Below are 26,498 nucleotides of genomic sequence, written 5' to 3'. Positions count from 1 at the left end.
GGCAGAGAGGTCACACCCGTTCCCATACCGAACACGGAAGTTAAGCTCTCTAGCGCCGATGGTAGTTGGGACCTTGTCCCTGTGAGAGTAGGACGTCGCCAAGCAACTAAAAACACAAGTCATTTGACTTGTGTTTTTTTGTATTGTTAAAAAGAATGGGAAAGAAGTAATGGTAATACAAACACGTTGCCCAAGAGTTAATCATATTATATAAAAGATGGGTGTATATTTTTCTGTAAATTGTTAAGGATTAGAAGTATAAAATAGGTTCACTTAAATAGGGAGGGAAGGTTATGAAATTACAAAGTGAAGTTTGTATTGTTTGTGAGACGAAAAGAAAAGAAGGTATATATGTTTATAATAATTTAATATGCTATGAATGTGAAAAGGATATGGTGAATACAGAGACAGATGATCCGAAATATATACATTATTTAAAGCAGCTTCGAAAATTAGAAGTATCATATTTTTAAATAGGCATATGCCTATTATTTTTTTTGTTCTGTATAATAGATAGAGAATGAATAATAAGGAAGAGATGTAGATGAATCAAAATCGTATGCCTTTATATGAGGCGTTAATAGAGTTTAAAGAAAGAGGGCCGTTATCTTTTCATGTTCCAGGTCATAAGAATGGTTTAAACTTCCCTCAGGAGGCAATAAGAGAGTTTAAAGATATTCTATCTATTGATGTAACTGAGTTAGCAGGACTAGATGATTTGCATAGTCCGTTTGAATGTATAGATGAGGCACAACAATTATTGGCTGAAGTTTATAATACAAAGAGGAGCTATTTTTTAATTAATGGTTCAACAGTCGGGAACTTAGCAATGATTTTGTCTTGTTGCGGGGAACATGATATTGTTCTTGTACAAAGAAATTGCCATAAATCAATTATTAATGCTTTAAAACTTGCGGGAGCAAATCCCATTTTTTTAGATCCATGGATTGATGAAGCTTATAACGTACCGGTGGGAGTTCGTAACGAAATTATTAAGAAAGCAATTGAAAAGTATCCAAATGCGAAAGCGCTCATTTTAACGCATCCTAATTATTATGGTATGGGGATGGATCTAGAGGCAAGCATCGCTTTTGCACATGCACATAAAATACCTGTTTTGGTAGATGAGGCACATGGGGCACATCTGTGCTTGGGAGAACCATTCCCGAAGTCAGCATTAACATATGGTGCAGATATTGTAGTTCATTCTGCACATAAAACATTACCCGCAATGACAATGGGTTCCTATTTACATATAAATAGTCACTTAGTAGACGAAGAGAAGGTTACTACTTATTTAAGTATGCTACAATCTAGTAGTCCATCGTATCCAATTATGGCTTCCTTGGATATAGCACGCTTTACAATGGCGCGTATAAAAGAAGAAGGTCACAGTGAAATTGTTGAGTTCTTACGAAAATTTAAGGAACAATTACGTTCTATTCCTCAAATCGCCATTTTAGAATATCCGTTGCAAGATGAGTTAAAGGTCACCGTACAAACTCGTTGTCAGTTATCAGGGTACGAATTACAGTCTGTATTTGAAAAGGTCGGTATATATACAGAGATGGCTGATCCGTACAATGTCCTATTTATTTTACCCTTACAAGTAAATGGGGGATATATGAAGGTTATAGAGATGATCCGAGTAGCATTGCAACATTATGAGGTGAAAGACAAGAGGGAATCTATTCGTTATACTTATAAAGGTGAATTCTCTCTTTTACCGTATACGTATAAACAACTAGATGGATATGAAACAAAGATAGTATCTATAGAAGATGCTGTTGGAATGATAGCGGCGGAAATGGTAATTCCGTATCCACCTGGAATTCCATTGATTATGTATGGAGAGAGAATTACTTCAGAGCATAAAGAGCAAATTATGTATTTAGAGAGAGCAGGGGCTCGTTTTCAATGTAATACGAAATATATGAAAGTGTATGATATAGAAAGTAGGTTTTAGGATGAAGGGATTATTTGTAACAATTGAGGGCCCAGAAGGTTCAGGTAAAACAACGTTAATTAAAAGCTTATTGCCATATTTTGAAAAAAAAGCACAAAAGGTAATGGCGACAAGGGAACCAGGCGGTATTGCAATTTCTGAGGACATTAGGACGATTTTACATAAACAAGAATATACGATGATGGAAGCACGTACAGAAGCGCTTCTTTATGCTGCTGCGCGCAGACAACATTTAGTAGAAAAAGTTATGCCAGCACTTAATGAGAACTACCTCGTGTTATGTGATCGTTTTATAGATAGCTCTTTAGCATACCAAGGCTATGCAAGAGGATTGGGTATGGATAAGGTATTTGAAATAAATCGTTTCGCAACAGAGGACTGTATGCCTAGTTTAACAATTTATCTAGACATTGAGCCTGAGGTTGGTTTGGCTCGGATTGAAAAAGATGCAGGACGTGAAGTAAATCGACTAGATATGGAAGATATCTCTTTCCATAAACGTGTGCGCGAAGGGTATTTACAAGTTGTAGAACGTTTCTCGGATCGTATTGTATTGGTAAATGCTGATCAGCCGATGGAAAAACTTATAGAAGAAGTTGTTCAGATTATAGAAGATAAATTGTTATAATAGAAGGAAAGAATGAAATAAGTGAGGTATGCATTATGACGAAGACGTGGGAGCAGCTTTCTGCTATACAACCCATCGGTGTAAAAATGTTGATGAATAGCATTGCAAAAGAGCGTATATCCCACGCTTACTTGTTAGAGGGAGGGAAAGGGACAGGAAAGTTTGCGACAGCAATTCAAATGGCAAAGAGTTTCCTCTGTTCTGAGCGGAATGGGGTAGAGCCCTGCCATGTATGTACAAACTGTAAGCGAATTGATTCAGGTAACCACCCTAACTTACATATTGTAAAACCAGACGGATTATCTATTAAAAAGCAGCAAATTCATGATTTACAAGAAGAGTTTTCAAAAACAGGATTAGAGGCAAATAAAAAATTATATATTATTGAGCACGCAGATCGTATGACAGCAAATGCGGCAAATACACTTTTGAAATTTTTAGAAGAACCAAGTAGTGATACAACTGCTATTTTACTTACTGAACAAAGTCATCAAATTTTAAATACGATTTTATCTCGTTGCCAAGTTGTTACGTTTAGACCGTTACCTACGGAATCTTTAATTAGAAGATTACAGGATGAAGGGATTACAGCATCTTTATCGACACTTGCTGCTCAACTTACAAATAGTTTTGATGAAGCTTTAGCTTTATGTAGTGATGAATGGTTTGCACAAGCACGAGCTTTAGTGATAAAATTATGTGAAGCGCTCGAAAAAGATAAAACCTCTATTTTTTTTGTACAAGAAAAATGGGGAAAACACTTTGGAGAGAAAGAACAATTACAGCAAGGTTTAGATATGTTACTCCTTATTTATAAGGATTTATTATATGTTCAACTTGGAGAAGAAGATCGTCTTGTTTTTCATGATCAGAAAGAGATGTTTGAATCGTTTTCCTATGCTCAGAAGCGCATTGTATCAGCTCTCTTTAATATATTAGAGGCAAAAAATAGAATCAACGCTAATGTAAATGCGCAGCTTGTGTTCGAACAGTTAGTGTTGCGGTTGCAGGAGGGATGACCGTTTTGTATGATGTAGTAGGTGTTCGCTTTAAGAAGGCCGGAAAGGTATATTACTTTGATCCAAACCAGTTCGATATCTCTGAAAATGAGTTTGTCATTGTAGAAACGGTAAGAGGTATTGAATACGGAAAAGTAGTTATTACCAAAAAACAAGTTGATGAAAACGACGTTGTATTACCGCTAAAAAAGGTTATTCGTATTGCAAATGAAAATGATCGTACCATTGTTGAAGAGAACAAACATGCTGCCAAAGAAGCATATCAAGTCTGTCAACAAAAGGTAGTAGAGCATAATCTTGATATGAAACTTGTAGATGTAGAGTATACATTCGATCGTAATAAGATTATTTTCTATTTTACTGCGGATGGTCGGATCGATTTCCGCGAACTAGTGAAGGACTTAGCCGCAATTTTTAGAACAAGAATTGAACTAAGACAAATTGGTGTTCGTGATGAAGCGAAGATGCTAGGTGGTATTGGTCCATGTGGTCGTATGCTTTGTTGTTCTACTTTTTTAGGGGATTTTGAACCTGTATCCATTAAAATGGCAAAGGATCAAAATTTATCATTAAATCCTGCAAAAATCTCTGGTTTATGTGGTCGCTTAATGTGTTGCTTAAAATATGAGAATGATGAATATGAGGCAGCAAAGGAACAACTTCCTGATTTAGATCAACGTATACAAACCCCGCATGGTACTGGCCGTGTTATCGGATTAAATATTTTAGAAAGATTAATTCAAGTGGAACTAGTAGACAAGGAACGGATAGTAGAATATACGTTAGATGAGTTAGTGAATAAAGGGGTCGTTTCGAGTCAAACCACAGATTAATGAGGTGGGTGCTTGTGGAGAAAAAAGATATTTTTGAATCGGTTTCTAGTATGGAAGAGCAAATTGGACATTTATATAAACAGTTGGGAGAGTTAAAACAGCATCTTGCAGAGTTGTTGGAAGAAAACCAGCATATAAAAATGGAAAATAACAATTTGCGACACCGTTTTGAAGAAGTGCAGAATAAAGAAAAACAAAAAACTCAAAAACGTAAAGAAGTGAAGCCGAAAACAGATATTGGTGAAGGCTATGACAATTTAGCGAGACTGTATCAAGAAGGTTTTCATATTTGCAATCTACATTATGGAAGTGTACGTAAAGAGGGAGATTGTTTATTCTGTCTGTCATTCTTAAATAAAAAGTGAAATTACCTTTCCAATTATAATTGGAAAGGTAATTTTTTATACATGAAATAGGGTAGGTTAAGGGTAAGAAAAGGAGCAGTATATGAATTTATATGAAGATGAACGTTTAGATTACTTATTAGCACAAGACATGAAGATTATACAAAGCCCATCAGTATTTAATTTTTCTTTAGATGCCGTTTTACTTGCAGATTTTGCATGGGTACCAATTCAAAAGGGGAATTTACTTGATTTGTGTACAGGTAACGCGGTTGTTCCCCTTCTATTAAGTACAAGAACAAAAGGAAATATTACTGGGGTGGAAATTCAAGAACGCTTATATGATATGGGAGTAAGAAGTGTTCAATACAATGGGTTGGAGGAAAGAATTCACCTCATACATGGAGATTTGAAAGGTATGCCAGAGAAACTTGGGCGTCATCAATATGATGTTGTTACATGTAATCCACCATATTTTCAAACACCTCAAACTTCAGAGAAAAATATGAATGAACATTTAGCGATAGCTCGTCATGAAATTATGTGTACATTAGAAGATGTTGTATCTGTAAGTAGTCAGTTAGTAAAACAAGGTGGGAAAGTAGCGTTTGTACATCGTCCAGGGCGATTACTAGACATTGTCACATTAATGCGTAAATATAAAATTGAACCAAAGCGTGTGCAATTTGTTTATCCTAAGGTTGGAAAAGAAGCAAATACATTGTTAATTGAAGGAATTAAGGATGGAAATGCAGATTTGAAAATTTTACCGCCTCTCGTTGTATATGAGAACAATAACGAATATACAAAGGAGCTACGTTCAATTTTATATGGAGAAGAATAAGCACTTTTTTTATGTGGTAGAGTGCTCTGATGGAAGTTATTATGCTGGATATACAAACCATATAGAAAAGAGAATTCAGACTCATAATAGCGGCAAAGGGGCTAAGTATACACGCGTCAGGCTTCCTGTTGTTTTAAAATATGTAGAGACCCACGATGATAAGCGTACAGCTATGCAAGCGGAGTATTACTTTAAGCAATTAACGAGAAAACAAAAAGAGGCATATATGCAAAAAGGAGAACGCTATGTGGCAACAAAAAAGCTTTCAACAAAATGAAAAGGGAGTTTTATATTTAGTACCAACTCCTATTGGAAATCTAGAAGATATGACATTTCGTGCAATCCGAATTTTAAAAGAAGTTGATTTAATTGCTGCTGAAGATACGAGACAAACGAAAAAACTTTGTAATTATTTTGAAATTGAAACACCTGTTACGAGTTATCATGAGCACAATAAAGAAGTAAGTGGGAAGAAACTATTAGAGAAATTAGAGGATGGAAAGAATGTAGCACTTGTTAGCGACGCTGGTATGCCGTGTATTTCTGATCCAGGTTACGATATTGTCGTTGAGGCAGTAGCTGAGCAATATCATGTAATTCCGCTTCCTGGAGCAAATGCAGCCCTTACAGCATTAATTGCATCCGGTCTTGAAACAAAGCAGTTTTATTTCTATGGTTTCTTGCAGAGAAACAAAAAGGAACGAAAGATGGAGTTAGAAAAGCTTCGTTATGTACAAACTACAATGATGTTTTATGAAGCGCCTCATCGTTTAGACGATACTTTAATTTCGATGCAGGAAGTGTTGGGAAATAGAGAGATTGTATTATGTCGAGAGTTAACTAAAAAATTTGAGGAATTTATTCGAGGGACAATCGAAGAAGCAATTGAGTGGACGAAGCAAAATGAAGTACGTGGTGAGTTTTGTATTTTAGTAGCTGGTTCAACAGAAGAACCTGCTCCAGAAGAACAATGGTGGGAATCTCTTTCGGTATATGATCATATTGAATATTATATAAATGAAAAAAGTATGAATTCAAAAGAAGCGATTAAAACAGTCGCTAAAGATCGAGATTTGTCGAAAAGAGATGTATATCAAATCTATCATGTCGATAAAAAATAAGCTTCTCATAATTGAGAAGCTTATTTTGCTGTTTCGATATAATCTTGAAGTTCGTTTAAGATTTGCTCAGCGCCTTCTTTGCTTAAGATGATTTTACCTTCAGCTAAAGAAAGGTTACCGTCAGATACTTCACCAGTTACTTGGCAAGTCATGTTTGGTTTATATTTCTTTAAGATGATTTTTTCGTCATCAACATAGATTTCAAGAGCGTCCTTTTCTGCAATACCTAAAGTACGGCGTAATTCGATTGGAATTACTACACGACCTAATTCATCAACTTTACGAACAATACCAGTAGATTTCATAATTTTTTTCCTCCTAAATAAATAGTTTATAAGTTTCGAGTCTATTTTTAGATTCGTCATTTTTCGACAAAATACCCTATGGACATATGATACCAATCATTTACATTTCCGTCAATTCTTAAATTCTATATTTTTTAAAAAGATTTATAGATTTCTTATTTCTTATATATAATAGATTGAGAGGAAATTCCACAATTATTTACATTATTTTCTGAAAAAATAATAAATTTAAAGTGGAGATTGTATATTTTTGTGAAATATGAGCAATAGATGATAAAGATATCGAGTATTAAGACCTAAATTTAAAATTAGGTTGGCGTAAAGAAGATAAGTTAGATTTGGGTTGCTCGTAAAAGCCCAATTAATGTGGGCTAATAATTAGTGGGGAGGAACAAAAACCCTACTGATTAAAGTTTCACTTTATATATGAGTTTTTGATATACTGTTTATAAATACATATGAGGTTATTCGGGAGGTCCAAAACAATGACAGAGGAAAATAAGTCCTTTTATATTACTACCCCAATTTATTATCCAAGTGGAAAATTACACATTGGACATGCTTATACGACAGTAGCAGGAGATGCGATGGCACGATATAAGCGTATGCAAGGTTATAATGTGCATTATTTAACAGGAACTGATGAGCATGGACAGAAGATCCAAAAGAAAGCAGAAGAGTTAAATATTACGCCACAGGCATATGTTGATAACATTGTTGCGGGAATTAAAGAGCTTTGGGAGAAGATGGATATTTCTTATGATGATTTTATTCGTACAACTGAAGATCGTCATAAAGATGTTGTCGAAAAAATCTTTAAGCAATTAGTAGATCAAGGTGACATTTATCTTGATGAATATGAAGGTTGGTATTCTGTACAAGATGAGACGTTCTATACAGAGCATCAATTAGTAGATCCAATTATGGAAGGCGACAAAGTAGTTGGAGGAAAAAGCCCAGATAGTGGTCATGATGTAGAACTTGTTCGTGAAGAATCTTATTTCTTTAGAATGGGTAAATATGTCGACAGACTATTAAAGTTCTATGAAGATAATCCACATTTCATTCAGCCGGAGTCTCGTAAAAATGAAATGATTAATAATTTTATTAAACCAGGATTAGAAGATTTAGCGGTTTCTCGTACTTCATTTGACTGGGGAGTTCGTGTTCCTGGTAACCCAAAACATGTTATTTACGTATGGGTTGACGCATTATCTAATTATATTACGGCGTTAGGTTATGGAACAGCAAATGAAGAGAAATATAAAAAATTCTGGCCTGCAGATGTGCATTTAGTTGGGAAAGAAATTGTTCGTTTCCATACAATTTATTGGCCGATAATTTTAATGGCATTAGATTTACCTCTTCCGAAGAAAGTCTTTGCTCATGGCTGGATTTTAATGAAGGATGGAAAGATGAGTAAGTCAAAAGGAAACGTAGTAGATCCAGTTACATTAATCGATCGTTACGGATTAGATGCATTACGTTATTACCTACTTCGTGAAGTTCCATTTGGATCTGATGGTGTATTCACACCAGAAGGATTTGTGGAGCGTATTAATTTCGACTTAGCAAATGACTTAGGTAATTTATTAAATCGTACAGTAGCTATGATTGATAAGTATTTTAACGGAGAAATCCCTGCATTTAAAGAAAATGTGACGGAATTTGATGAAACGTTAGTAGCGTTTGCACAAGATACTTTGAAAAAAGTAGAAGAAGCAATGGAGAATATGGAGTTCTCTGTAGCGTTAGGATCTATTTGGCAACTAGTTAGTCGTACGAATAAATATATTGATGAAACACAACCATGGGTATTAGCAAAAGATGAGAATGATCGTGAAAAGTTAGCTTCTGTAATGGCTCATTTAGCAGAAGTACTTCGTCAAACAGGTATTATGCTTATGCCATTCTTAACAGTAGCACCAAGCAAGATGTTTGCTCAGCTTGGCCTTATTGATGAAGCTCATAAATCTTGGGAAAGTCTATCTACAATTGGCTGCATTCCAGCTGGAACAAAAGTAGAAAAAGGAAACCCAATTTTCCCTCGTTTAGAAATGGAAGTGGAAGTAGAGTACATTAAAGAACAAATGAAAAGCTCTGCTCCTAAAGTAGAAGAGAAAAAAGAAGAAGAACCGAAGGCAGAAGAAATTACAATTGATGATTTCTTTAAAGTAGAATTACGCGTAGCTGAAGTACTATCTGCTGAACCTGTGAAAAAAGCAGACAAGTTGTTAAAAATTCAACTAGACTTAGGCACAGAAAAGCGTCAAGTTGTTTCTGGAATTGCAAAATTCTATTCGCCGGAAGACTTAAAAGGTAAAAAGGTTATTTGTGTAACAAACTTAAAACCTGTAAAATTACGCGGTGAATTATCGCAAGGTATGATTTTAGCGGGTGAAGAGAATGGCGTATTGTCATTAGCATCAATTGACCAAAATCTACCAAATGGTACAAAAATCAAGTAATTAAGACAAGAAAAGAGATGTTTCACGTGTAACATGTGTGAAGCGTCTTTTTTCTTTTTACACTCTCTATTTTTGCATTAAGATTGTAGTATTGTTATCGTTAAGTTATTAAAGAACTTATTTTTGTAGAATAAACTTGATTTCAATATAAAAGGAGTTATGTATTATGTTGTTTGATACACATTCACATTTGAATGCAGAGCAATTCGAAGAAGATTTGCAAGAGGTTATTGCCCGAATGAAAGAAGCGGGAGTTACTTATACAGTTGTTGTTGGTTTTGATGAAGTAACGATAAAAAAGGCGATGGAATTAGCTGAAGCCTATGATTTTATTTACGCTGCGGTTGGCTGGCATCCAGTTGATGCAATCGACATGACAGAAGAACATTTAGCTTGGTTAGAAGAACTTGCTTCTCATCCTAAAGTCGTTGCACTTGGAGAAATGGGCTTAGATTATCACTGGGATAAGTCTCCAAAAGAAATACAGAAAGAAGTATTTCGTAAACAAATTGCATTAGCGAAAAAAGTAAATTTGCCGATTATTATACATAACCGCGATGCAACTCAAGATATTGTCGATATTCTAGAAGAAGAGAATGCAGCTGAAGTAGGAGGCATTATGCATTGCTTTAGCGGTAGCGTAGAAGTAGCAGAGCGATGTGTTGATATGAACTTTTTAATTTCGTTAGGTGGACCAGTTACATTTAAAAACGCTAAGAAACCGAAAGAAGTTGCTACGGAGATTCCATTAGAGAAATTGTTAATAGAGACGGATTGTCCCTATTTAACGCCGCATCCATTTCGCGGGAAACGAAATGAACCGAGTTATGTAAAACTCGTAGCAGAAGAAATTGCGAATTTAAAAGGAATTTCTTATGAGGAAGTAGCAGAAATGACAACTAAAAATGCAAAAGTTTTATTTGGTGTTGAATAAAAAGAACGGGGGAAACCTGTTCTTTTTTATTTTGAGAAAAACTAGTAGAAGTAATGAAGAAAATAAATGTGAATGATGAAGTGTTACAATAAGGACAGGGAACAAAGATTTTTCTATTCTATTTTTTAAAATATAAGAATGGGGAAAATAATAATGGAAAAGTCGTCATTTTTTTGTTTTACTAAGTAGAGACGAAATGAGTGTGGAGGCAAGCATGAAAATAAAAGAGATTATCGTTGTAGAAGGTAAAGATGATACAGTTGCGATTAAGCGTGCTGTTGATGCGGATACAATTGAAACGAACGGTTCAGCAATCGGTGATCATGTTATTGAGCAAGTTAAATTAGCGCAGCAAAAAAGGGGCGTTATTATTTTCACAGATCCGGATTATCCTGGAGAGCGTATTCGAAAAATTATTTCTGACAAGGTTCCTGGCTGTAAGCATGCTTTTTTACCGAAGGAAGAAGCGCTTGCTAAAAGGAAAAAGGGTGTTGGGATTGAACATGCTTCTAATGAGTCGATTCGCCGTGCTCTAGAGAATATACATGAAGAAATGGAAGCTTACACAAGTGAAATTAGTTGGAGTGATTTAGTCGATGCAGGCTTAGTGGGCGGAGAAATGGCAAAGAGCCGCAGAGAAAGAATGGGTAAGCTATTAAAGATTGGTTATACAAATGCAAAACAGTTACATAAACGATTACAGATGTTTCAAGTTTCAAAGGAATCATTTGCAGAAGCTTATAAGCAAGTAATACAGGAGGAAAAAAAATGAAGGATATCGCAACGCCAAATCGTACAAAAGACATTGTTGAAAAGTATGGATTTTCATTCAAAAAAAGTTTAGGACAAAACTTTTTAATTGATACAAATGTATTAAATCGTATTGTCGATCATGCAGAAATTGGTTCAGAAAGTGGTGCAATTGAAATTGGACCAGGTATTGGTGCATTAACAGAGCAATTAGCGAAGCGTGCTAAAAAAGTAGTGGCTTTTGAAATTGATCAAAGACTATTACCAATTTTAGATGAGACGTTAGCGCCATATGGTAATGTTACAGTTATTAATAAAGACGTACTAAAAGCAGATGTACATGAAGTATTTAATGAGCAATTTGAAGAAGGGCAAGATGTAATGGTAGTAGCTAACTTACCGTACTATATTACAACGCCAATTTTATTTAAATTGCTTGAAGAAAAGTTACCAGTTCGTGGATTTGTTGTTATGATGCAAAAAGAAGTTGGAGATCGTTTAGCTGCTAAACCTGGAACGAAAGAGTATGGTTCTTTATCGATTGCCATTCAGTACTATACAGAGGTTGAAACAGTTATGACTGTACCGCGTACAGTGTTTGTACCACAGCCAAACGTTGATTCTGCAATTATCCGCCTTCTAAAGCGTCCTAAACCGGTTGTAGAGGTGACAGATGAAACGTTCTTCTTTGAAGTAGTACGAGCAAGTTTCGCACAGCGCCGTAAAACTTTAATGAATAATTTATCAAATAATTTAAATGGTTTCCCGAAAGATAAGGAGTTATTGAATCGAATTTTAACAGAAGTAGGAATTGATCCAAAGCGAAGAGGCGAAACGCTATCTATTGAAGAGTTTGCAACATTAAGTAATGCATTAGTTCTTCATAAATTATCATAAGAATATGAAAGGGACAGTTCAAGTTGAACTGTCCCTTTTGTCACCTTTCTCTCTCTAAATTCATACTTTAAAAACAGGTAAGATGGCCTAATGAGTTTGGAGGTAGGAGAATGGTTTTACATGTTGGAGAATTAGTGGAACGATATTCTCATAAGAGGGATATTCTTTTTCGTATTATAGAAATAAAAGGCGAGATAGCTATATTGTTTGGAGAAGAAATTAGACTGGTGGCGGATGCGCCACTTGAAGATTTAATTAGTATAGATCAAAGAGAACATAAAAAAAGGGTGAAGCGTGAGAAAGAAACAATGGAGCGCACGTATCGTTTGTTTCAACAAGATTATGTACTGATGAAACAAAGGCATGAACATACTTCAACTGGTGGATACACAAGTGAGGTAAATTATTTTCAAATGCCGGGACGTGTATTGCATATAGATGGAGACCCTTTATATTTGCGCAAGTGCTTAGATTTATATAATAAAATTGGCGTTCCTGTTCAAGGTATTCATTGTAAAGAAACGGAGATGCATGAAAAAGTAGTAGACTTAATAGATCACTTTCGCCCAGACATTCTCGTTATTACAGGACATGATGCATATACAAAATCAAAAGGAGTGAAGGGAGATTTAGCGGCATATAGGCATTCAAGGCATTTTGTACAGGCTGTTCGTGAAGTGCGAAAAAAATATCCATCATTGGATCAACTTGTTATTTTTGCTGGGGCATGTCAATCACATTTTGAGGCACTAATTCGTGCAGGGGCCAATTTCGCTAGTTCACCATCTAGAATTAATATTCATGCACTAGATCCTGTATATGTAGTTGGTAAAATTAGTTTTACTTCATTTATGGAGAGAGTCAATGTATGGGATGTCGTACGTAATACAATTACTGGTGAAAAGGGACTAGGTGGAATTGAAACGAGAGGGATTTTACGAACGGGATTACCTTTTCAACATTACGAAGAGTAAGCAGGGTACATATGTATCTTGCTTTTTTGTATGGAAGGATTTAAATGAATTTGGATAAAAAGAGGTAAGAACGTAAAGACTACGTAATGATACTTTTACAATATAGTATTTCTTCTATCTATTCAAACGCAGGATGATATTAGCTGTGAATCGCGGTTAATAATTAGGATAGATATATCGTGCTTTAAGTGTTCAATCTAAATTACAGCGAGGTGTAGCGAAGTATATGTCAAAACGTTTAGATGAAATTAAAAGCGAATTAGATCACCATCTTGGACAGCGACTTATGTTAAAAGCAAATAGTGGAAGAAGAAAAACTGTGGAGCAATCAGGTGTACTAGCAGAAACATACCGTTCCGTTTTTGTTGTACAATTGGATCAACAAGAAGATGCGTTGCAACGTGTATCTTATAGTTATGCAGATGTTTTAACAGAGACAGTAGAGTTAACATTTTATGGAGACCCTCATAATGAGGTCATTTTATAATCCATATATCATTACATATATTCCCATAAATGAAAAGCTATATTATTTTGCATACTAACTATACCGTAGCAAAATAAGGAGGGACTCTGCATTGAGTAGACGAAGAGGTGTCATGTCAAACCAATTTAAAGAAGAGCTAGCAAAAGAGCTTGGCTTTTATGATGTTGTTCAGAAAGAAGGATGGGGCGGAATTCGTGCGAAAGATGCTGGTAACATGGTGAAACGTGCTATAGAAATTGCAGAACAGCAATTAATGAAACGAAACCAGTAGTTGTAAGATACTTTCTGTGCTACGGTAGCCGAGGAGACATTCCTCGGCTTTTTGTACTCTAAAAGGTGCCATCATTTTACATAAGTAGTTTCATTCTGAATGCTTTTCGTTATAATTAGGGAAGTGTCATCGTCTTACTATAAATTTATGGTAAAATAAACGATAAAAGATTGAGTACATAGAGTGGGTGAATAGATTGAAGCTACTAGTGAAAGCACCAGCAAAGATTAATCTGTCGTTAGATGTACTGGGAAAAAGACAAGACGGATATCATGAAGTGAAAATGATTATGACAACCATTGATTTAGCAGATCGTCTAGAACTAACGGAATTAGCAGAAGACCGTATTGAAATTTTATCCCATAATCGGTATGTCCCAGACGACCAACGAAATTTAGCTTATCAGGCAGCGAAATTATTAAAAGAGAAGTTTAATGTAAAAAAAGGTGTATCTATTACTATTGAAAAAACGATTCCAGTAGCAGCTGGATTAGCAGGTGGAAGTAGTGATGCAGCAGCGACATTACGTGGTCTTAATAAATTATGGAATTTAGGGCTTACAATTGATGAGTTAGCAGAGCTTGGTGCAGAAATTGGATCAGATGTATCGTTCTGTGTATACGGAGGCACAGCAATTGCCACTGGAAGAGGAGAGAAAATTGAGCATATAAAGACTCCGCCTTCTTGTTGGGTTATTTTAGCGAAACCACATATAGGTGTATCTACTGCTGATGTGTATGGAAATTTAAAGTTAAATCGAGTTACACATCCAAATGTAGATAAAATGGTTGATGTCATAAATTCTGGTGATTATAAAGGAATTTGTGATACTGTTGGTAACGTTTTAGAAGATGTAACATTTGGAATGCATCCTGAAGTTGCCCGTATTAAATCACAGATGAAGCGATTTGGAGCGGATGCTGTATTAATGAGTGGAAGTGGTCCAACTGTATTTGGACTTGTACACCATGATTCACGAATGCATCGCATTTATAACGGATTAAAAGGATTTTGTGAACAAGTCTATGCGGTACGTTTATTAGGAGAGCGAGAAACGCTTGAATAAAGACGTATAATACGTTATGATTTGTTTAGAATATTCGTGATTTGAGGTGAGAGTATGAAAATTAGAAGAAGTACAAGATTAGTCGATATGACTTATTACTTGCTACAAAACCCTCGTCAGCTAGTATCTCTCACTTTTTTTGCTGAAAGGTATCAATCGGCTAAGTCTTCCATTAGTGAAGATTTAGTTATTATTAAGCAAACGTTTGAACAACAAGGGGTCGGCACATTGCAAACGATACCAGGAGCAGCAGGAGGAGTGAAATATATACCGTATATAAGTGAAGAAGAGGCAGATCTAATTATTGATGAGCTTTGTGGCTTATTTGAAAACCCAGATCGTATTTTGCCTGGCGGTTACTTATACATGACAGATTTATTGAGTAATCCTCGCCATATTAATGGCGCAGGTCGTTTGTTTGCTTCTGTTTTTGCTAGGCAACCAATTGATGCAGTTATGACGGTGGCAACGAAGGGGATTCCACTTGCTTATGCAGTGGCAAATTACTTAGATGTACCAGTTGTAATTGCAAGGAAAGATAATAAGGTAACAGAAGGTCCGACTGTTAGTATTAACTATGTGTCGGGTTCTTCTAAACGAATTCAAACAATGACGTTAGCAAAACGCAGTCTTCCAGAAGGGTCGAATGTTTTAATTATTGATGACTTCATGAAAGCTGGCGGAACAATTCAAGGTATGATGAGTATGCTAGAAGAATTCAAGGCTAATGTTGTTGGTATTGGTGTATTAGTAGAATCCACAGATATTGAAGAACGACTAATTAATAATTTTGTATCATTAATTCGTCTATCGGAAGTTGATGTGAAAGAAAAAACGATTCAAGTGGAAAAAGGGAATTATTCTCTTGCACCATTTGATGAAGGGCTTGTAGAGGCGGAATAAAAGATAGAGCAGATAGCTCTATCTTTTTTATTTTATTTATAGATTATAAAATAGATGGACAAACTGCCTTTCGTACACTATTTTTAAAGAGTAAAATAAATAATAAAAGGGTGAAAAGTATGAAAGTTGTTCAAACAAGCAAGGCACCACAAGCAATTGGACCTTATTCACAGGGGATTATTGTAAATAACATGTTCTATAGCTCAGGACAAATTCCATTGATGGCAAATGGGGAGCTTGTAACAGGAGATGTAACAGTACAAACAGAACAAGTATTTCAAAATTTACAAGCGGTATTAGAGGAAGCAGGTGCTTCATTTGATACAGTCGTAAAAACAACAGTATTTTTAAAGGACATGGATGATTTTAATGCTGTGAATGAAGTGTATAGCTCTTATTTCTCTACTCATAAACCAGCTCGATCTTGTGTGCAAGTAGCAAAATTACCGAAAGATGTTTCCGTTGAAATTGAAGTAATCGCCCTAGTTAAGTAACCTTTTGTAAGCGATAACCTCCACTAATCTCTATATTCAACTACTTTAAAAATTTTTATCTTAAAAATTTTTAAAAAATTAAAGGGAAAATAGAAAATTTGTGGAATTTATACAAATATATCGCTTATTTAGAAAAGGGTGGTGAACACAAGATGGAAGTGACTGACGTAAGATTACGCCGCGTAAACACAGAAGGCCGCATGAGAGCAATTGCCTCTATTACTCTAGACCATGAATTTGTTGTTCATGATATTCGTGTAATTGATGGTAATAATGGATTATTTGTAGCAATGCCAAGTAAACGTACTCCAGATGGAGAGTTCCGTGACATTGCACATCCAATTAATTCTGGTACACGCTCTAAAATTCAAGATGCGGTTTTAACAGAGTATCATCGTTTAGGCGAGTTAGAAGAGGTTGAGTTTGAAGAAGCAGGTGCTTCGTAAAATTCGAATGAAAAGGGCTTTTGACAAAAAGCCTTATAATTTTGTAGCAAACTCCTGTAAGCATTTACAGGGGTTTGTTTTTTTTGCTTTATATTTGGAAACTGTATAATTTATTAACATAAAAAGAAGAAACTACTAATTTTTTCAAAATCATTTTAAATAGTATAGCTTATTTCTTAAAAAAGATACTAAAGAGTAAAACATCTTATAAGAATTATGGTAAAATTTAATAGTTAAAATGTGTTTCTTGAAATATATGATGATTTAGGATAATATCTTTAATGGATAAATAGGTTGCGATGGAGGGTCTATATGTCAAACAGATTTGCAGTGATTCTAGCTGCAGGTAAAGGCACACGTATGAAGTCTAAGCTATACAAAGTGCTGCATCCTGTATGTGGAAAACCTATGGTACAACACGTAGTCGATCAAGTATCTCAATTAGGATTGCAGAAACTTGTAACGGTTGTTGGACATGGTGCTGAAATGGTACAAGAACAGCTAGGGAACGTAAGTGAATTTGCATTACAAGCAGAACAACTTGGTACAGCACATGCTGTAGATCAAGCTGCAAGTGTACTTGCAAATGAAGAAGGAACAACTTTAGTTATTTGTGGTGATACGCCTCTAATAACTGCTGAAACAATGGAAGCATTACTTCAGCAACATAAAGAAGCAGGAGCAATGGCGACGGTGCTAACAGCATACATAGAAGAGCCTGCTGGATATGGCCGTATTGTTCGTAATGAGAATGGTCATGTTGAAAAGATTGTTGAGCATAAAGATGCAAATGAGAAAGAATTAGCTATTAAAGAAATCAATACAGGTACGTATTGTTTTGATAATAAGGCTTTATTTGCTTCACTTTCTAAAGTTTCAAATGATAACGTGCAAGGTGAATATTACCTTCCAGATGTTATTGAGATTTTAAAAAATGAAGGTCATATCGTATCAGCTTATCAAACAGAGCAGTTCGATGAAACGTTAGGTGTTAACGACAGAGTCGCTCTATCGCAAGCGGAAATTATTATGAAAAACCGTATCAACCGAAAGAACATGGTAAATGGTGTTACAATTATTGATCCAAGTAACACTTATATTTCTGCTGATGCAATTATCGGTAGCGATACAGTTCTTCATCCAGGAACAATTATTGAGGGGAACACTGTAATTGGTTCTGATTGTGAAATTGGACCGCATACAGTAATTCGCGATAGTGAAATTGGAGATCGTACGACAATTCGACAATCTACTGTACATGATAGTAAGCTTGGTACAGAAGTATCGGTTGGTCCATTTGCACATATTCGCCCAGATTCAGTTATTGGAGACGAAGTACGCGTTGGAAACTTCGTGGAAATCAAAAAAACTGTCTTTGGTAATAGAAGTAAAGCTTCACACTTGAGTTATATCGGGGATGCACAAGTTGGAGAAGACGTGAATCTTGGTTGTGGTTCAATTACGGTGAACTATGACGGTAAGAATAAATTCAAAACTGTGATTGGTAATGGGGTATTTATTGGATGTAATTCAAACCTTGTTGCTCCAGTAACAGTTGAAGATGGTGCTTATGTGGCGGCAGGCTCTACAATTACAGAGAATGTTCCATCAAAAGCATTATCGGTAGCACGTGCACGTCAAGTTAACAAAGAAGACTATGTTGATCAATTGCTGAATAAGAAAAAATCATAATAATGTGGAGGGTTAATCTAGATGTCGACTCAATATCTAAATTCTAATTTGAAAGTATTCTCTTTAAACTCTAATAAGGAACTTGCTGAGCAGATTGCAAAGCATATTGGAGTAGGACTAGGAAAATGTTCTGTTGATCGTTTTAGTGATGGAGAAGTTCAAATTAACATTGAAGAAAGTATCCGTGGTTGCGATGTATTCATTATTCAATCTACAAGCTTCCCAGTAAACGAACATATCATGGAATTACTTATTATGATCGATGCATTAAAACGTGCATCTGCGAAAACAATTAATATTGTTATTCCTTACTATGGTTATGCGCGTCAAGACCGTAAAGCGCGTTCTCGTGAACCAATTACATCGAAACTTGTAGCAAACTTGCTTGAAACAGCAGGTGCAACTCGTGTAATCACTCTAGATTTACATGCTCCACAAATTCAAGGGTTCTTTGATATCCCAATCGACCACTTAATGGGTGTACCGATTCTTTCTGATTACTTTGAAACAAAAGGTCTTAAAGATATCGTAATCGTGTCTCCTGATCATGGTGGTGTAACTCGTGCGAGAAAAATGGCAGATCGTCTAAAAGCGCCAATCGCTATTATTGATAAGCGTCGTCCTCGCCCGAACGTTTCAGAGGTAATGAACATTATCGGTAATATTGAAGGCAAAACAGCGATTTTAATTGATGACATCATTGATACAGCTGGTACAATTACATTAGCAGCAAACGCTCTTGTTGAGAACGGTGCTTCTGAAGTATATGCTTGCTGTACACACCCAGTATTATCTGGTCCAGCAATTGAGCGTATTCAAAATTCAAACATTAAAGAGTTAGTTGTAACGAACTCTATCGTATTACCAGAAGAGAAGAAAATCGACAAAGTACATGAACTTTCAGTTGCTCCATTAATCGGAGAAGCAATCATTCGTGTATACGAAGAAGAATCTGTGAGTGTATTATTCAATTAATTGGATAGAATGAGACGTAACCAAAATTGGTTACGTCTTTTCGTATCGAAAAAAGAAAGTAGTGGTACAAGAATGAAATTGATAGTAGGACTTGGGAACCCAGGTAGAGAATATGAATTAACAAGGCATAATATTGGATTTATGGCCATTGATGAACTTGCGAAGCGTTGGAACATTTCTTTGAATGAACAAAAATTTAAAGGTGTATTTGGTGCAGGGTTTGTTAATGGAGAAAAGGTAATCTTATTAAAGCCGCTAACATACATGAATTTATCTGGGGAAAGTATTCGTCCACTTATGGATTATTATAAAATTGATGTTGAGGACTTCGTTGTTATGTACGACGATTTAGACATTCCTGTAGGTAAATTGCGTCTTCGCATGAAAGGTAGTGCTGGTGGACATAATGGTGTAAAGTCAACGATTTCGCACTTAGGAACACAAGAATTTCAACGTATCCGTATGGGAATTGATCGCCCGAAAAATGGAATGAAGGTAGTCGATTATGTATTAGGACGCTTTACATCTGAAGAGATTCCGGATGTTAACCATTCTATTGAAAAAGCAGCGGATGCATGTGAAGAGTGGCTAAATAAGCCTTTTCTTCAAATCATGAATACTTTCAATAGTTAAAAATGAGATTGGGAATATTTCTCTTTTGTTTTACCCATACTAGTAGTAATTGAATTTTTAGGAGGCTAGTATGGAAGGGTATTATTATTGCAGACACTGCGGAGGTAATGTAGGCTCCATTAACGCAGAAAAAGTATATAGCGACGTTTTATTTCAACTAACGGAGCAAGAAGTAGTAGAAATGATTCATTTTCATGAGAATGGAAATATATATATAAAAACGATTTGTGAATCGTGTCAAGAAACGCTCGCATCTTATCCTGAGTATTATGAGTATGAAAAATTTCTGCAATAAAATGTTGTCGCTTTGGCATGTCCAAAGCATTTTTCTGTTTTCCTTTTCCAAAATATTTGCATAAAATAGAATGACTTGCTCTTTATGTTGAGAGGAGTTTTAAAAATGATAGGTTTATTAGAGCAATTTTATAAAAATGAAGAGATACAATCGGTTATTAATGGGTTAGAAGATGGGTTAAAAGAACAACTTATATCAGGGATGGCAACGTCTTCTCGTTCATTATTAATGGCGGCTTTATATAAAAAAACAAAAAAATCACAATTAATCGTGACACATAACTTATACCAAGCACAAAAAGTACATGAAGATTTAGTGGCGTTACTTGGTGAAAAAGATGTGTGGTTATATCCAGTGAATGAACTGATAGCATCGGAAATTGGAGTTGCAAGTCCAGAATTGAAGGCGCAACGTATAGAAGTGTTAAATCGCTTGGCTGCGGGAGAGAATGGAATCATTGTAGCGCCAGTGGCAGGATTGCGTAGATTTTTACCAATAAAAGAATTGTGGAAGCAAAAGCAAGTTGAAATCAATCTAGGGCAAGAGATTGATTTAGATGCGCTCTTGCATACTTTACATCATATTGGCTATGAACGTAAGTCGATGGTAGAAGCTCCAGGGGAGTTCAGTTTGCGTGGGGGAATATTAGATATTTATCCTTTAACTGAAGAACTACCATTTCGTATTGAATTCTTTGATACAGAAGTCGATTCTATTCGATTATTTGATGTGGATGAACAGCGTTCTCAAGGTAAAAAAGAAAACGTTAGGTTTGGTCCGGCAACAGAGTTTTTATTTTCACAGGAAGAATTAAAATCAGGAATTCAGCATCTTGAAGAAGGCTTGACTAAGACGATGCAAAAACTTTCTGATGATAAACTAAAGACTAAAGTGCTTGAGACGGTAAGTCATGAAATTGAGATGTTGAAAAACGGGCAAAGTATAGAACAGATGTTTAAATACTTATCTATTTTCTATAAAGAACCTGCTAGTCTGATAGATTATTTACCAGAAGATGGTGTTGTAATTTTAGATGAGATTTCCCGTATTCAAGAAACAGCATCACATCTTGAAACAGAAGAGGCGGAATGGTATATATCACTTCTTGGTGAAGGAACAATTATTCAAGATTTATCTTTCTCTCACCCATTCGAGGGGTTTCTTCATCATAAAAAAAGAAGTTTTGTATATTTAACGTTATTCTTGCGTCATATCGCACACACACATCCGCAAAATATTGTTAATGTAACATGTAAAACAATGCAAGATTTCCATGGACAGATGAATTTGTTAAAAACAGAAATTGATAGATGGAATGAAGGGCATTTTACGACTGTTGTACTCGGAACAGATGATGAACGTGTGAAAAAATTACAACATATTTTAAGTGATTATGATATTGAGGCAGATATTGTAGAAGGTACAGATATTTTATTGCCTGGAAGGTTACAAATTGCTGTAGGTGATTTACATGCAGGATTTGAAATGCCGATGCAAAAGCTTGTTGTCATTACTGAAAAGGAGCTTTTTCATAAGAAAGTTAAAAAATCACAACGTAAACAAAAGCTATCGAATGCTGAACGTATTAAAAGTTATTCGGAATTAAAAGTTGGAGATTATGTAGTTCATGTAAATCATGGTATAGGTAAATTTTTAGGTATTGAGACATTAGAGATTAATGGTGTTCATAAAGATTATTTAAATATTAAATATCAAGGTAATGATAAGCTATACGTTCCAATTGAACAAATTGATCAAGTTCAAAAATATGTAGGATCTGAAGGTAAGGATCCGAAAGTTTACAAATTAGGTGGGAATGATTGGAAAAAGGTTAAAACGAAAGTTGAAAAATCTGTACAAGACATTGCGGATGACCTAATTAAACTATATGCTGAGCGCGAAGCTTCAAAAGGCTATGCATATACGCCAGATACGGCAGAACAACAAGAGTTCGAATCATCTTTCCCATACCAAGAGACAGAGGATCAGTTACGTTCTATTGACGAGATTAAAAAAGATATGGAACGCGGACGCCCGATGGATAGGCTCCTTTGTGGTGATGTAGGGTATGGAAAGACTGAAGTGGCTATTCGTGCGGCATTTAAAGCGATTATGGATGAAAAACAAGTTGCAATTTTAGTACCGACAACGATTCTTGCGCAGCAACACTATGAAACAATTCGAGAGCGTTTTCAAGATTATCCAATCAATATAGGCTTATTAAGTAGATTCCGTACGAGGAAACAACAAAATGAAACAATTAAGGGCTTAAAGGATGGAACAGTAGATATTGTAATCGGAACACATCGTATTTTATCTAAAGATGTTACTTATAAAGATTTAGGGCTTCTTATTATTGATGAAGAACAAAGATTTGGTGTGACACATAAAGAAAAAATTAAACAATTGAAGGCGAATGTTGACGTATTAACATTAACGGCAACTCCGATTCCGCGGACGCTTCATATGTCTATGCTTGGTGTGCGCGACTTATCTGTTATTGAGACACCACCAGAAAATCGTTTCCCAGTCCAAACGTATGTAGTCGAGTATAATCCAGCGTTAATGCGAGAGGCGATAGAGCGAGAGCTTGCAAGAGGTGGTCAAGTTTACTTCCTATATAACCGTGTAGAGGATATTGAAAGAAAAGCAGATGAAATTTCGATGTTAGTTCCAGATGCCCGCGTAACGTACGCACATGGGAAAATGAACGAAAGCGAATTAGAGTCTGTTATGCTATCATTTTTAGAAGGACAGCATGATGTTCTTGTAAGTACAACAATTATTGAGACGGGTGTAGATATTCCGAATGTAAATACGTTAATTGTATTTGATGCAGATCGTATGGGATTATCACAGTTGTATCAGCTTCGTGGGCGTGTTGGACGTTCTAATCGTGTTGCATATGCATACTTTGCATATAAACGTGACAAAGTGCTGTCAGAGGTTGCAGAGAAGCGTCTACAAGCAATTAAAGAGTTCACGGAACTTGGATCTGGTTTCAAAATTGCGATGAGAGATTTATCTATTCGTGGAGCAGGTAATTTGTTAGGGGCAGAACAGCATGGATTTATTGATTCTGTCGGATTTGATCTATATTCTCAAATGTTAAAAGATGCAATTGAACAGCGTAGAGGAACAGATGGTGCTGAAAATATAGTTAATGTTGAAATTGACTTAGAGGTAGATGCATACTTACCAGATGCTTATATTTCAGATAGTAAGCAAAAAATTATGATGTATAAACAATTTAGAGGTGTTTCTGCAATTGAGGATATTGAAGAATTGCAGGAAGAAATGATCGATAGATTTGGCGATTATCCACAAGAAGTTGGTTATTTATTACAAATTGCAAATATTAAAGTGTTGGCAATGAAAGAACAAATTGAATTAATTAAGCAGAATAAATTTGAAGTAACATTCCTGTTTTCTGAACAAGCAAGTCAAAATATTGATGGTGGAAAATTATTCATGCTCGGAAATAGTTTTGGACGTATGATCGGTTTAGGAATGGAAGGATCACAATTGAAAATTGTTATGAAAACAAATGGCTTAGAGACATCGAAGTGGTTAACGATTGCTGAAAATTTATTAAAAGGCTTACCAGATGTAAAAAAAGAAGTAATAAATGCCTAAAATAAGATAAAAAAATACAATTCGACGTGCATAGAAGAACTAATGTGTAAAATACTATATCTAACAGTTGGTGATTTTTACATGAACAGGTAAATTCACCACTTTGATCATCAGTAGAAAGTGAGGCAGCATTAGAATGAAAGCAACTGGAATCGTACGTCGAATTGATGATTTAGGCAGGGTCGTAATCCCGAAGGAAATTCGTAGAACTTTACGTATTCGAGAAGGAGACCCACTAGAAATATTTGTTGATCGCGATGGAGAGGTAATTTTAAAGAAGTATTCTCCAATTAGTGAGCTAGGTGATTTTGCAAAAGAATATGCTGATGCTTTATATGACAGCTTAGGACATAATGTGCTTGTGTGTGATCGAGATTCTATCATCGCAGTATCAGGTGTATCGAAAAAAGAATACTTAAATAAAAGTGTTGGCGATTTAATTGAAAAAACGATGGAAGAACGAAAGTCTGTTATTATGACGGATGAAAGTGATATTTCCATTATTGATGGTGTAACAGAAAAGGTTCATTCTTATACAGTTGGACCAATTGTTGCAAACGGAGATCCGATTGGAGCCGTCATTATTTTTTCAAAAGAAGCTATTATAAGCGAGATCGAGCATAAAGCGGTTAATACTGCTGCCAGTTTCTTAGCGAAACAAATGGAACAGTAAGGGTATATTGATTTTAGAAGTAGCAATCTTTCCTAATTATGATCTTTCTTTTTGAGAAATCAATTATTTGGAGATATATGTATATTGAATGAAGGTAGCACTTTGCTACCTTTTTTCGTTGAATATTTTTAACGTGTAGGAACTCATTATTACCCGTGTTGGGAAGGGAGTTTGTTCTTTTCTTTATGATATAATACGAGAGGTGAGAATAGAAAAAGGAGTTTTCTTGTATGGAAGCGAAGAAGTATCAAGCCTTTTGGCGTGGGGCTATTATATTAACGATTGCAAGTTTCGTTACAAAAGTATTAAGCGCTTTTTACCGTATTCCATATCAAAATATAGCGGGGGATATTGGGTTTTATATTTACCAACAAATTTACCCGTTTTATGGATTTTGTTTAATTTTAGCTACTTATGGATTTCCTGTTATCATTTCGAAAATGGTTGCAGAACGATTAGAGCGGGGAAAACAAAAAGAAGCAGAAGAAATTATTTGTGTATCTTTTTGGTTCTTATTAGGAATTGGTTTTATAGGTTTCTTTACATTGTTTTTTGGGGCCGAAACAATTGCGGTAGCTATGGGCGATATACACTTAGATAAGTTACTACGTGTTATTTCATTTTCATTCTTATTGATGCCATTTTTGTCTGTAGCAAGAGGGTATTTTCAAGGATTTAATAATATGATGCCAACGGCTGTTTCGCAAGTAATAGAACAAACAATTCGAGTTTCTATTATTGTATTTTTATCGCTATTCCTAATTGCTCACGGATTTGATTTATATACAGTTGGTGCAGGGGCTATGTTAGGCTCAATTGCGGGTGGTCTTATTGGGATTATTGTACTTATATTGTATATGCGTCAAGATTTTCGTTCTATATTCTTCAAAAGTGCAGCGAGAATTAAGGGTAAAAGGAAGATAGTTAAAATCCTTTTTTGGCAGGGGTTAGCGATTTGTGTTAGTAATTTAGTGCTTATTTTTATACAGATGGCTGATTCAGTGTCCTTTTACAGCTTACTTATTGGTGTGGGAGAACAGGCTGAAAATGCAAAGGTATTAAAGGGTGTTTATGATAGAAGTATTCCGCTAATGCAATTAGGTACTGTTGTGACGACTTCTTTCTCGTTGTCACTTATTCCGATTATTACAGCGGCGAAGGAAAGAGGAGATCTTTCCTTTATTCAAGAAAAGGTAAAGTTAGCAGTGAAAATAACATGTGTTATTGGACTTGCAGCAGCTATTGGACTAACTTGTATTATTCAACCTACGAATATTATGTTGTTTGAAAACAGTGATGGATCAGATGTTTTATCTATTTTATCGTTATCTATTTTATTTAGTTCATTGTCAATTACGACAGCTTCTATTTTACAAGGATTGGGGCAAACGTTTAAGCCAGCATTATTTGTTGTATTTGGAGGTTGCTTAAAGTTAGCGTTAAATTATATATTCATGCCTTATTTGGGTGTGAAAGGTGCAGCCTTTGCGACTTTATGTGCGTTAATTATAATCTCTGGACTAAATACTTTGTTGCTTACGAGAGCTGTATCAGGGTCACTTATCAATAAGCGAAATATGTTAGGGATAGTAATTAGTGGTATCTGTATGGGATTTGTATTAATGATATTCACACGTGTGTTACAGATGTCTGGATTAGTAATTGATACGGAACATAGAGGAAGCGCGACACTTGAAGCGTTGTTAGGTGTAGCCATTGGCGGATTGACATATATGTTTTTTATTTTGAAATTACGTGTATTTACAAAAAAAGAATTAGGAACCGTTATGAAACAAGAGAAAAAAGAAGGTTCATTGAAGAAGAGTGGATAGAGGTGACTGGTT

28 protein-coding genes and 1 rRNA gene are annotated in these 26,498 nt (G+C 35.4%); 28 read left to right on the top strand and 1 reads right to left on the bottom strand.

Annotated elements, in window-relative coordinates; all coding sequences use genetic code 11:
* The 10 genes from rrf to rsmI form a co-directional block, all read left to right on the top strand.
* Positions 1 to 104: ribosomal RNA gene (gene rrf / locus ACTFR8_RS29760) — 5S ribosomal RNA — on the top strand; the annotation flags it as partial.
* Between the two features lie 189 nt (positions 105 to 293).
* The gene (locus ACTFR8_RS29755; RefSeq protein ID WP_000776279.1) at positions 294 to 473 is read left to right on the top strand and encodes a sigma factor G inhibitor Gin; all 180 of its coding nucleotides are present in this window, start codon (positions 294 to 296) and stop codon (positions 471 to 473) included.
* Positions 474 to 544: 71 nt separating this feature from the next.
* Positions 545 to 1,966: an aminotransferase class I/II-fold pyridoxal phosphate-dependent enzyme gene (locus tag ACTFR8_RS29750; RefSeq protein WP_001075294.1), complete on the top strand. Its 1,422-nt coding sequence runs from the start codon at positions 545 to 547 to the stop codon at positions 1,964 to 1,966.
* A 1-nt stretch (position 1,967) separates the two neighbouring features.
* Positions 1,968 to 2,594: a dTMP kinase gene (gene tmk, locus ACTFR8_RS29745; protein ID WP_000677214.1), complete on the top strand. Its 627-nt coding sequence runs from the start codon at positions 1,968 to 1,970 to the stop codon at positions 2,592 to 2,594.
* Between the two features lie 35 nt (positions 2,595 to 2,629).
* Positions 2,630 to 3,613, top strand: a complete 984-nt coding sequence (gene holB / locus ACTFR8_RS29740) for a DNA polymerase III subunit delta' (protein ID WP_000169563.1) — start codon at positions 2,630 to 2,632, stop codon at positions 3,611 to 3,613.
* Between the two features lie 5 nt (positions 3,614 to 3,618).
* Positions 3,619 to 4,446, top strand: coding sequence for a PSP1 domain-containing protein (locus ACTFR8_RS29735; protein ID WP_000272429.1), 828 nt, complete (start codon positions 3,619 to 3,621; stop codon positions 4,444 to 4,446).
* A gap of 14 nt (positions 4,447 to 4,460) precedes the next feature.
* Positions 4,461 to 4,811: a DNA replication initiation control protein YabA gene (yabA, locus tag ACTFR8_RS29730; RefSeq protein WP_000412063.1), complete on the top strand. Its 351-nt coding sequence runs from the start codon at positions 4,461 to 4,463 to the stop codon at positions 4,809 to 4,811.
* Between the two features lie 82 nt (positions 4,812 to 4,893).
* Positions 4,894 to 5,634: a tRNA1(Val) (adenine(37)-N6)-methyltransferase gene (locus ACTFR8_RS29725; protein WP_100619403.1), complete on the top strand. Its 741-nt coding sequence runs from the start codon at positions 4,894 to 4,896 to the stop codon at positions 5,632 to 5,634.
* Positions 5,621 to 5,911, top strand: a complete 291-nt coding sequence (locus tag ACTFR8_RS29720) for a GIY-YIG nuclease family protein (protein WP_000414350.1) — start codon at positions 5,621 to 5,623, stop codon at positions 5,909 to 5,911. The genes ACTFR8_RS29725 and ACTFR8_RS29720 overlap by 14 nt, the downstream gene beginning before the upstream one ends.
* Positions 5,880 to 6,755 (top strand): 16S rRNA (cytidine(1402)-2'-O)-methyltransferase, encoded by an 876-nt coding sequence (gene rsmI / locus ACTFR8_RS29715; protein WP_000267821.1) that lies wholly within the window; start codon positions 5,880 to 5,882, stop codon positions 6,753 to 6,755. The genes ACTFR8_RS29720 and rsmI overlap by 32 nt, the downstream gene beginning before the upstream one ends.
* Before the next feature lie 20 nt (positions 6,756 to 6,775).
* On the opposite strand, the gene ACTFR8_RS29710 is transcribed toward rsmI, so the two are convergent.
* Positions 6,776 to 7,060: an AbrB/MazE/SpoVT family DNA-binding domain-containing protein gene (locus ACTFR8_RS29710; RefSeq protein WP_000843036.1), complete on the bottom strand. Its 285-nt coding sequence runs from the start codon at positions 7,058 to 7,060 to the stop codon at positions 6,776 to 6,778.
* 485 nt (positions 7,061 to 7,545) lie between these two features.
* On the opposite strand from ACTFR8_RS29710, the gene metG reads away from it, so the two are divergent.
* The 18 genes from metG to ACTFR8_RS29620 all read left to right on the top strand — a co-directional run bounded on the left by metG (position 7,546) and on the right by ACTFR8_RS29620 (position 26,486).
* The gene (gene metG, locus ACTFR8_RS29705; RefSeq protein WP_000134134.1) at positions 7,546 to 9,528 is read left to right on the top strand and encodes a methionine--tRNA ligase; all 1,983 of its coding nucleotides are present in this window, start codon (positions 7,546 to 7,548) and stop codon (positions 9,526 to 9,528) included.
* Positions 9,529 to 9,694: 166 nt separating this feature from the next.
* Positions 9,695 to 10,462, top strand: coding sequence for a TatD family hydrolase (locus ACTFR8_RS29700; protein ID WP_000895843.1), 768 nt, complete (start codon positions 9,695 to 9,697; stop codon positions 10,460 to 10,462).
* Positions 10,463 to 10,676: 214 nt separating this feature from the next.
* Positions 10,677 to 11,234 carry a ribonuclease M5 gene (rnmV, locus tag ACTFR8_RS29695; RefSeq protein WP_000692835.1) on the top strand — a complete coding sequence of 186 codons (558 nt, stop codon included), beginning with the start codon at positions 10,677 to 10,679 and terminating at the stop codon, positions 11,232 to 11,234.
* Complete coding sequence (gene rsmA, locus ACTFR8_RS29690; RefSeq protein ID WP_252209749.1) at positions 11,231 to 12,109, top strand: 16S rRNA (adenine(1518)-N(6)/adenine(1519)-N(6))-dimethyltransferase RsmA; 879 nt, start codon at positions 11,231 to 11,233, stop codon at positions 12,107 to 12,109. Before rnmV ends, rsmA begins: the two co-directional genes overlap by 4 nt.
* A 110-nt stretch (positions 12,110 to 12,219) precedes the next feature.
* Positions 12,220 to 13,083, top strand: a complete 864-nt coding sequence (gene yabG, locus ACTFR8_RS29685) for a sporulation peptidase YabG (RefSeq protein WP_000242868.1) — start codon at positions 12,220 to 12,222, stop codon at positions 13,081 to 13,083.
* Between the two features lie 226 nt (positions 13,084 to 13,309).
* The gene (gene veg, locus ACTFR8_RS29680; RefSeq protein WP_000044347.1) at positions 13,310 to 13,570 is read left to right on the top strand and encodes a biofilm formation stimulator Veg; all 261 of its coding nucleotides are present in this window, start codon (positions 13,310 to 13,312) and stop codon (positions 13,568 to 13,570) included.
* 91 nt (positions 13,571 to 13,661) lie between these two features.
* Positions 13,662 to 13,841, top strand: a complete 180-nt coding sequence (gene sspF / locus ACTFR8_RS29675; RefSeq protein WP_002094215.1) for an acid-soluble spore protein SspF — start codon at positions 13,662 to 13,664, stop codon at positions 13,839 to 13,841.
* A 196-nt stretch (positions 13,842 to 14,037) separates the two neighbouring features.
* Positions 14,038 to 14,907 (top strand): 4-(cytidine 5'-diphospho)-2-C-methyl-D-erythritol kinase, encoded by an 870-nt coding sequence (ispE, locus tag ACTFR8_RS29670; RefSeq protein WP_000772104.1) that lies wholly within the window; start codon positions 14,038 to 14,040, stop codon positions 14,905 to 14,907.
* A 54-nt stretch (positions 14,908 to 14,961) separates the two neighbouring features.
* The gene (gene purR, locus ACTFR8_RS29665) at positions 14,962 to 15,810 is read left to right on the top strand and encodes a pur operon repressor (RefSeq protein ID WP_000702466.1); all 849 of its coding nucleotides are present in this window, start codon (positions 14,962 to 14,964) and stop codon (positions 15,808 to 15,810) included.
* A 119-nt stretch (positions 15,811 to 15,929) separates the two neighbouring features.
* Positions 15,930 to 16,304, top strand: a complete 375-nt coding sequence (locus tag ACTFR8_RS29660; RefSeq protein WP_000869811.1) for a RidA family protein — start codon at positions 15,930 to 15,932, stop codon at positions 16,302 to 16,304.
* A gap of 152 nt (positions 16,305 to 16,456) precedes the next feature.
* Positions 16,457 to 16,750 carry a septation regulator SpoVG gene (gene spoVG / locus ACTFR8_RS29655; protein WP_000454041.1) on the top strand — a complete coding sequence of 98 codons (294 nt, stop codon included), beginning with the start codon at positions 16,457 to 16,459 and terminating at the stop codon, positions 16,748 to 16,750.
* A gap of 312 nt (positions 16,751 to 17,062) precedes the next feature.
* A complete protein-coding gene (gene glmU / locus ACTFR8_RS29650; protein WP_000071039.1) occupies positions 17,063 to 18,442 on the top strand; it encodes a bifunctional UDP-N-acetylglucosamine diphosphorylase/glucosamine-1-phosphate N-acetyltransferase GlmU in 1,380 nt (459 codons plus the stop codon).
* Positions 18,443 to 18,463: 21 nt separating this feature from the next.
* The gene (locus ACTFR8_RS29645; RefSeq protein ID WP_000107420.1) at positions 18,464 to 19,417 is read left to right on the top strand and encodes a ribose-phosphate diphosphokinase; all 954 of its coding nucleotides are present in this window, start codon (positions 18,464 to 18,466) and stop codon (positions 19,415 to 19,417) included.
* A 72-nt stretch (positions 19,418 to 19,489) separates the two neighbouring features.
* Complete coding sequence (gene pth, locus ACTFR8_RS29640) at positions 19,490 to 20,050, top strand: aminoacyl-tRNA hydrolase (protein ID WP_000767702.1); 561 nt, start codon at positions 19,490 to 19,492, stop codon at positions 20,048 to 20,050.
* Between the two features lie 70 nt (positions 20,051 to 20,120).
* Positions 20,121 to 20,345: an anti-sigma-F factor Fin family protein gene (locus ACTFR8_RS29635; protein WP_000399438.1), complete on the top strand. Its 225-nt coding sequence runs from the start codon at positions 20,121 to 20,123 to the stop codon at positions 20,343 to 20,345.
* A gap of 105 nt (positions 20,346 to 20,450) precedes the next feature.
* The gene (mfd, locus tag ACTFR8_RS29630) at positions 20,451 to 23,981 is read left to right on the top strand and encodes a transcription-repair coupling factor (protein ID WP_000579678.1); all 3,531 of its coding nucleotides are present in this window, start codon (positions 20,451 to 20,453) and stop codon (positions 23,979 to 23,981) included.
* A 136-nt stretch (positions 23,982 to 24,117) separates the two neighbouring features.
* Positions 24,118 to 24,654, top strand: coding sequence for a stage V sporulation protein T (gene spoVT, locus ACTFR8_RS29625; RefSeq protein ID WP_000648302.1), 537 nt, complete (start codon positions 24,118 to 24,120; stop codon positions 24,652 to 24,654).
* 230 nt (positions 24,655 to 24,884) lie between these two features.
* Entirely contained in the window at positions 24,885 to 26,486 is a 1,602-nt protein-coding gene (locus tag ACTFR8_RS29620; RefSeq protein ID WP_000387592.1) for a putative polysaccharide biosynthesis protein, read from the top strand.
* Positions 26,487 to 26,498 lie beyond the last annotated feature (12 nt).

The organism is Bacillus cereus group sp. MYBK15-3, from assembly GCF_051916765.1.
In the GTDB taxonomy this organism is placed as follows: Bacteria; Bacillota; Bacilli; order Bacillales; family Bacillaceae_G; genus Bacillus_A; species Bacillus_A cereus.
Note: the sequence above shows the minus strand (reverse complement) of the source record. Positions and strands in the feature narration are given on the sequence as shown.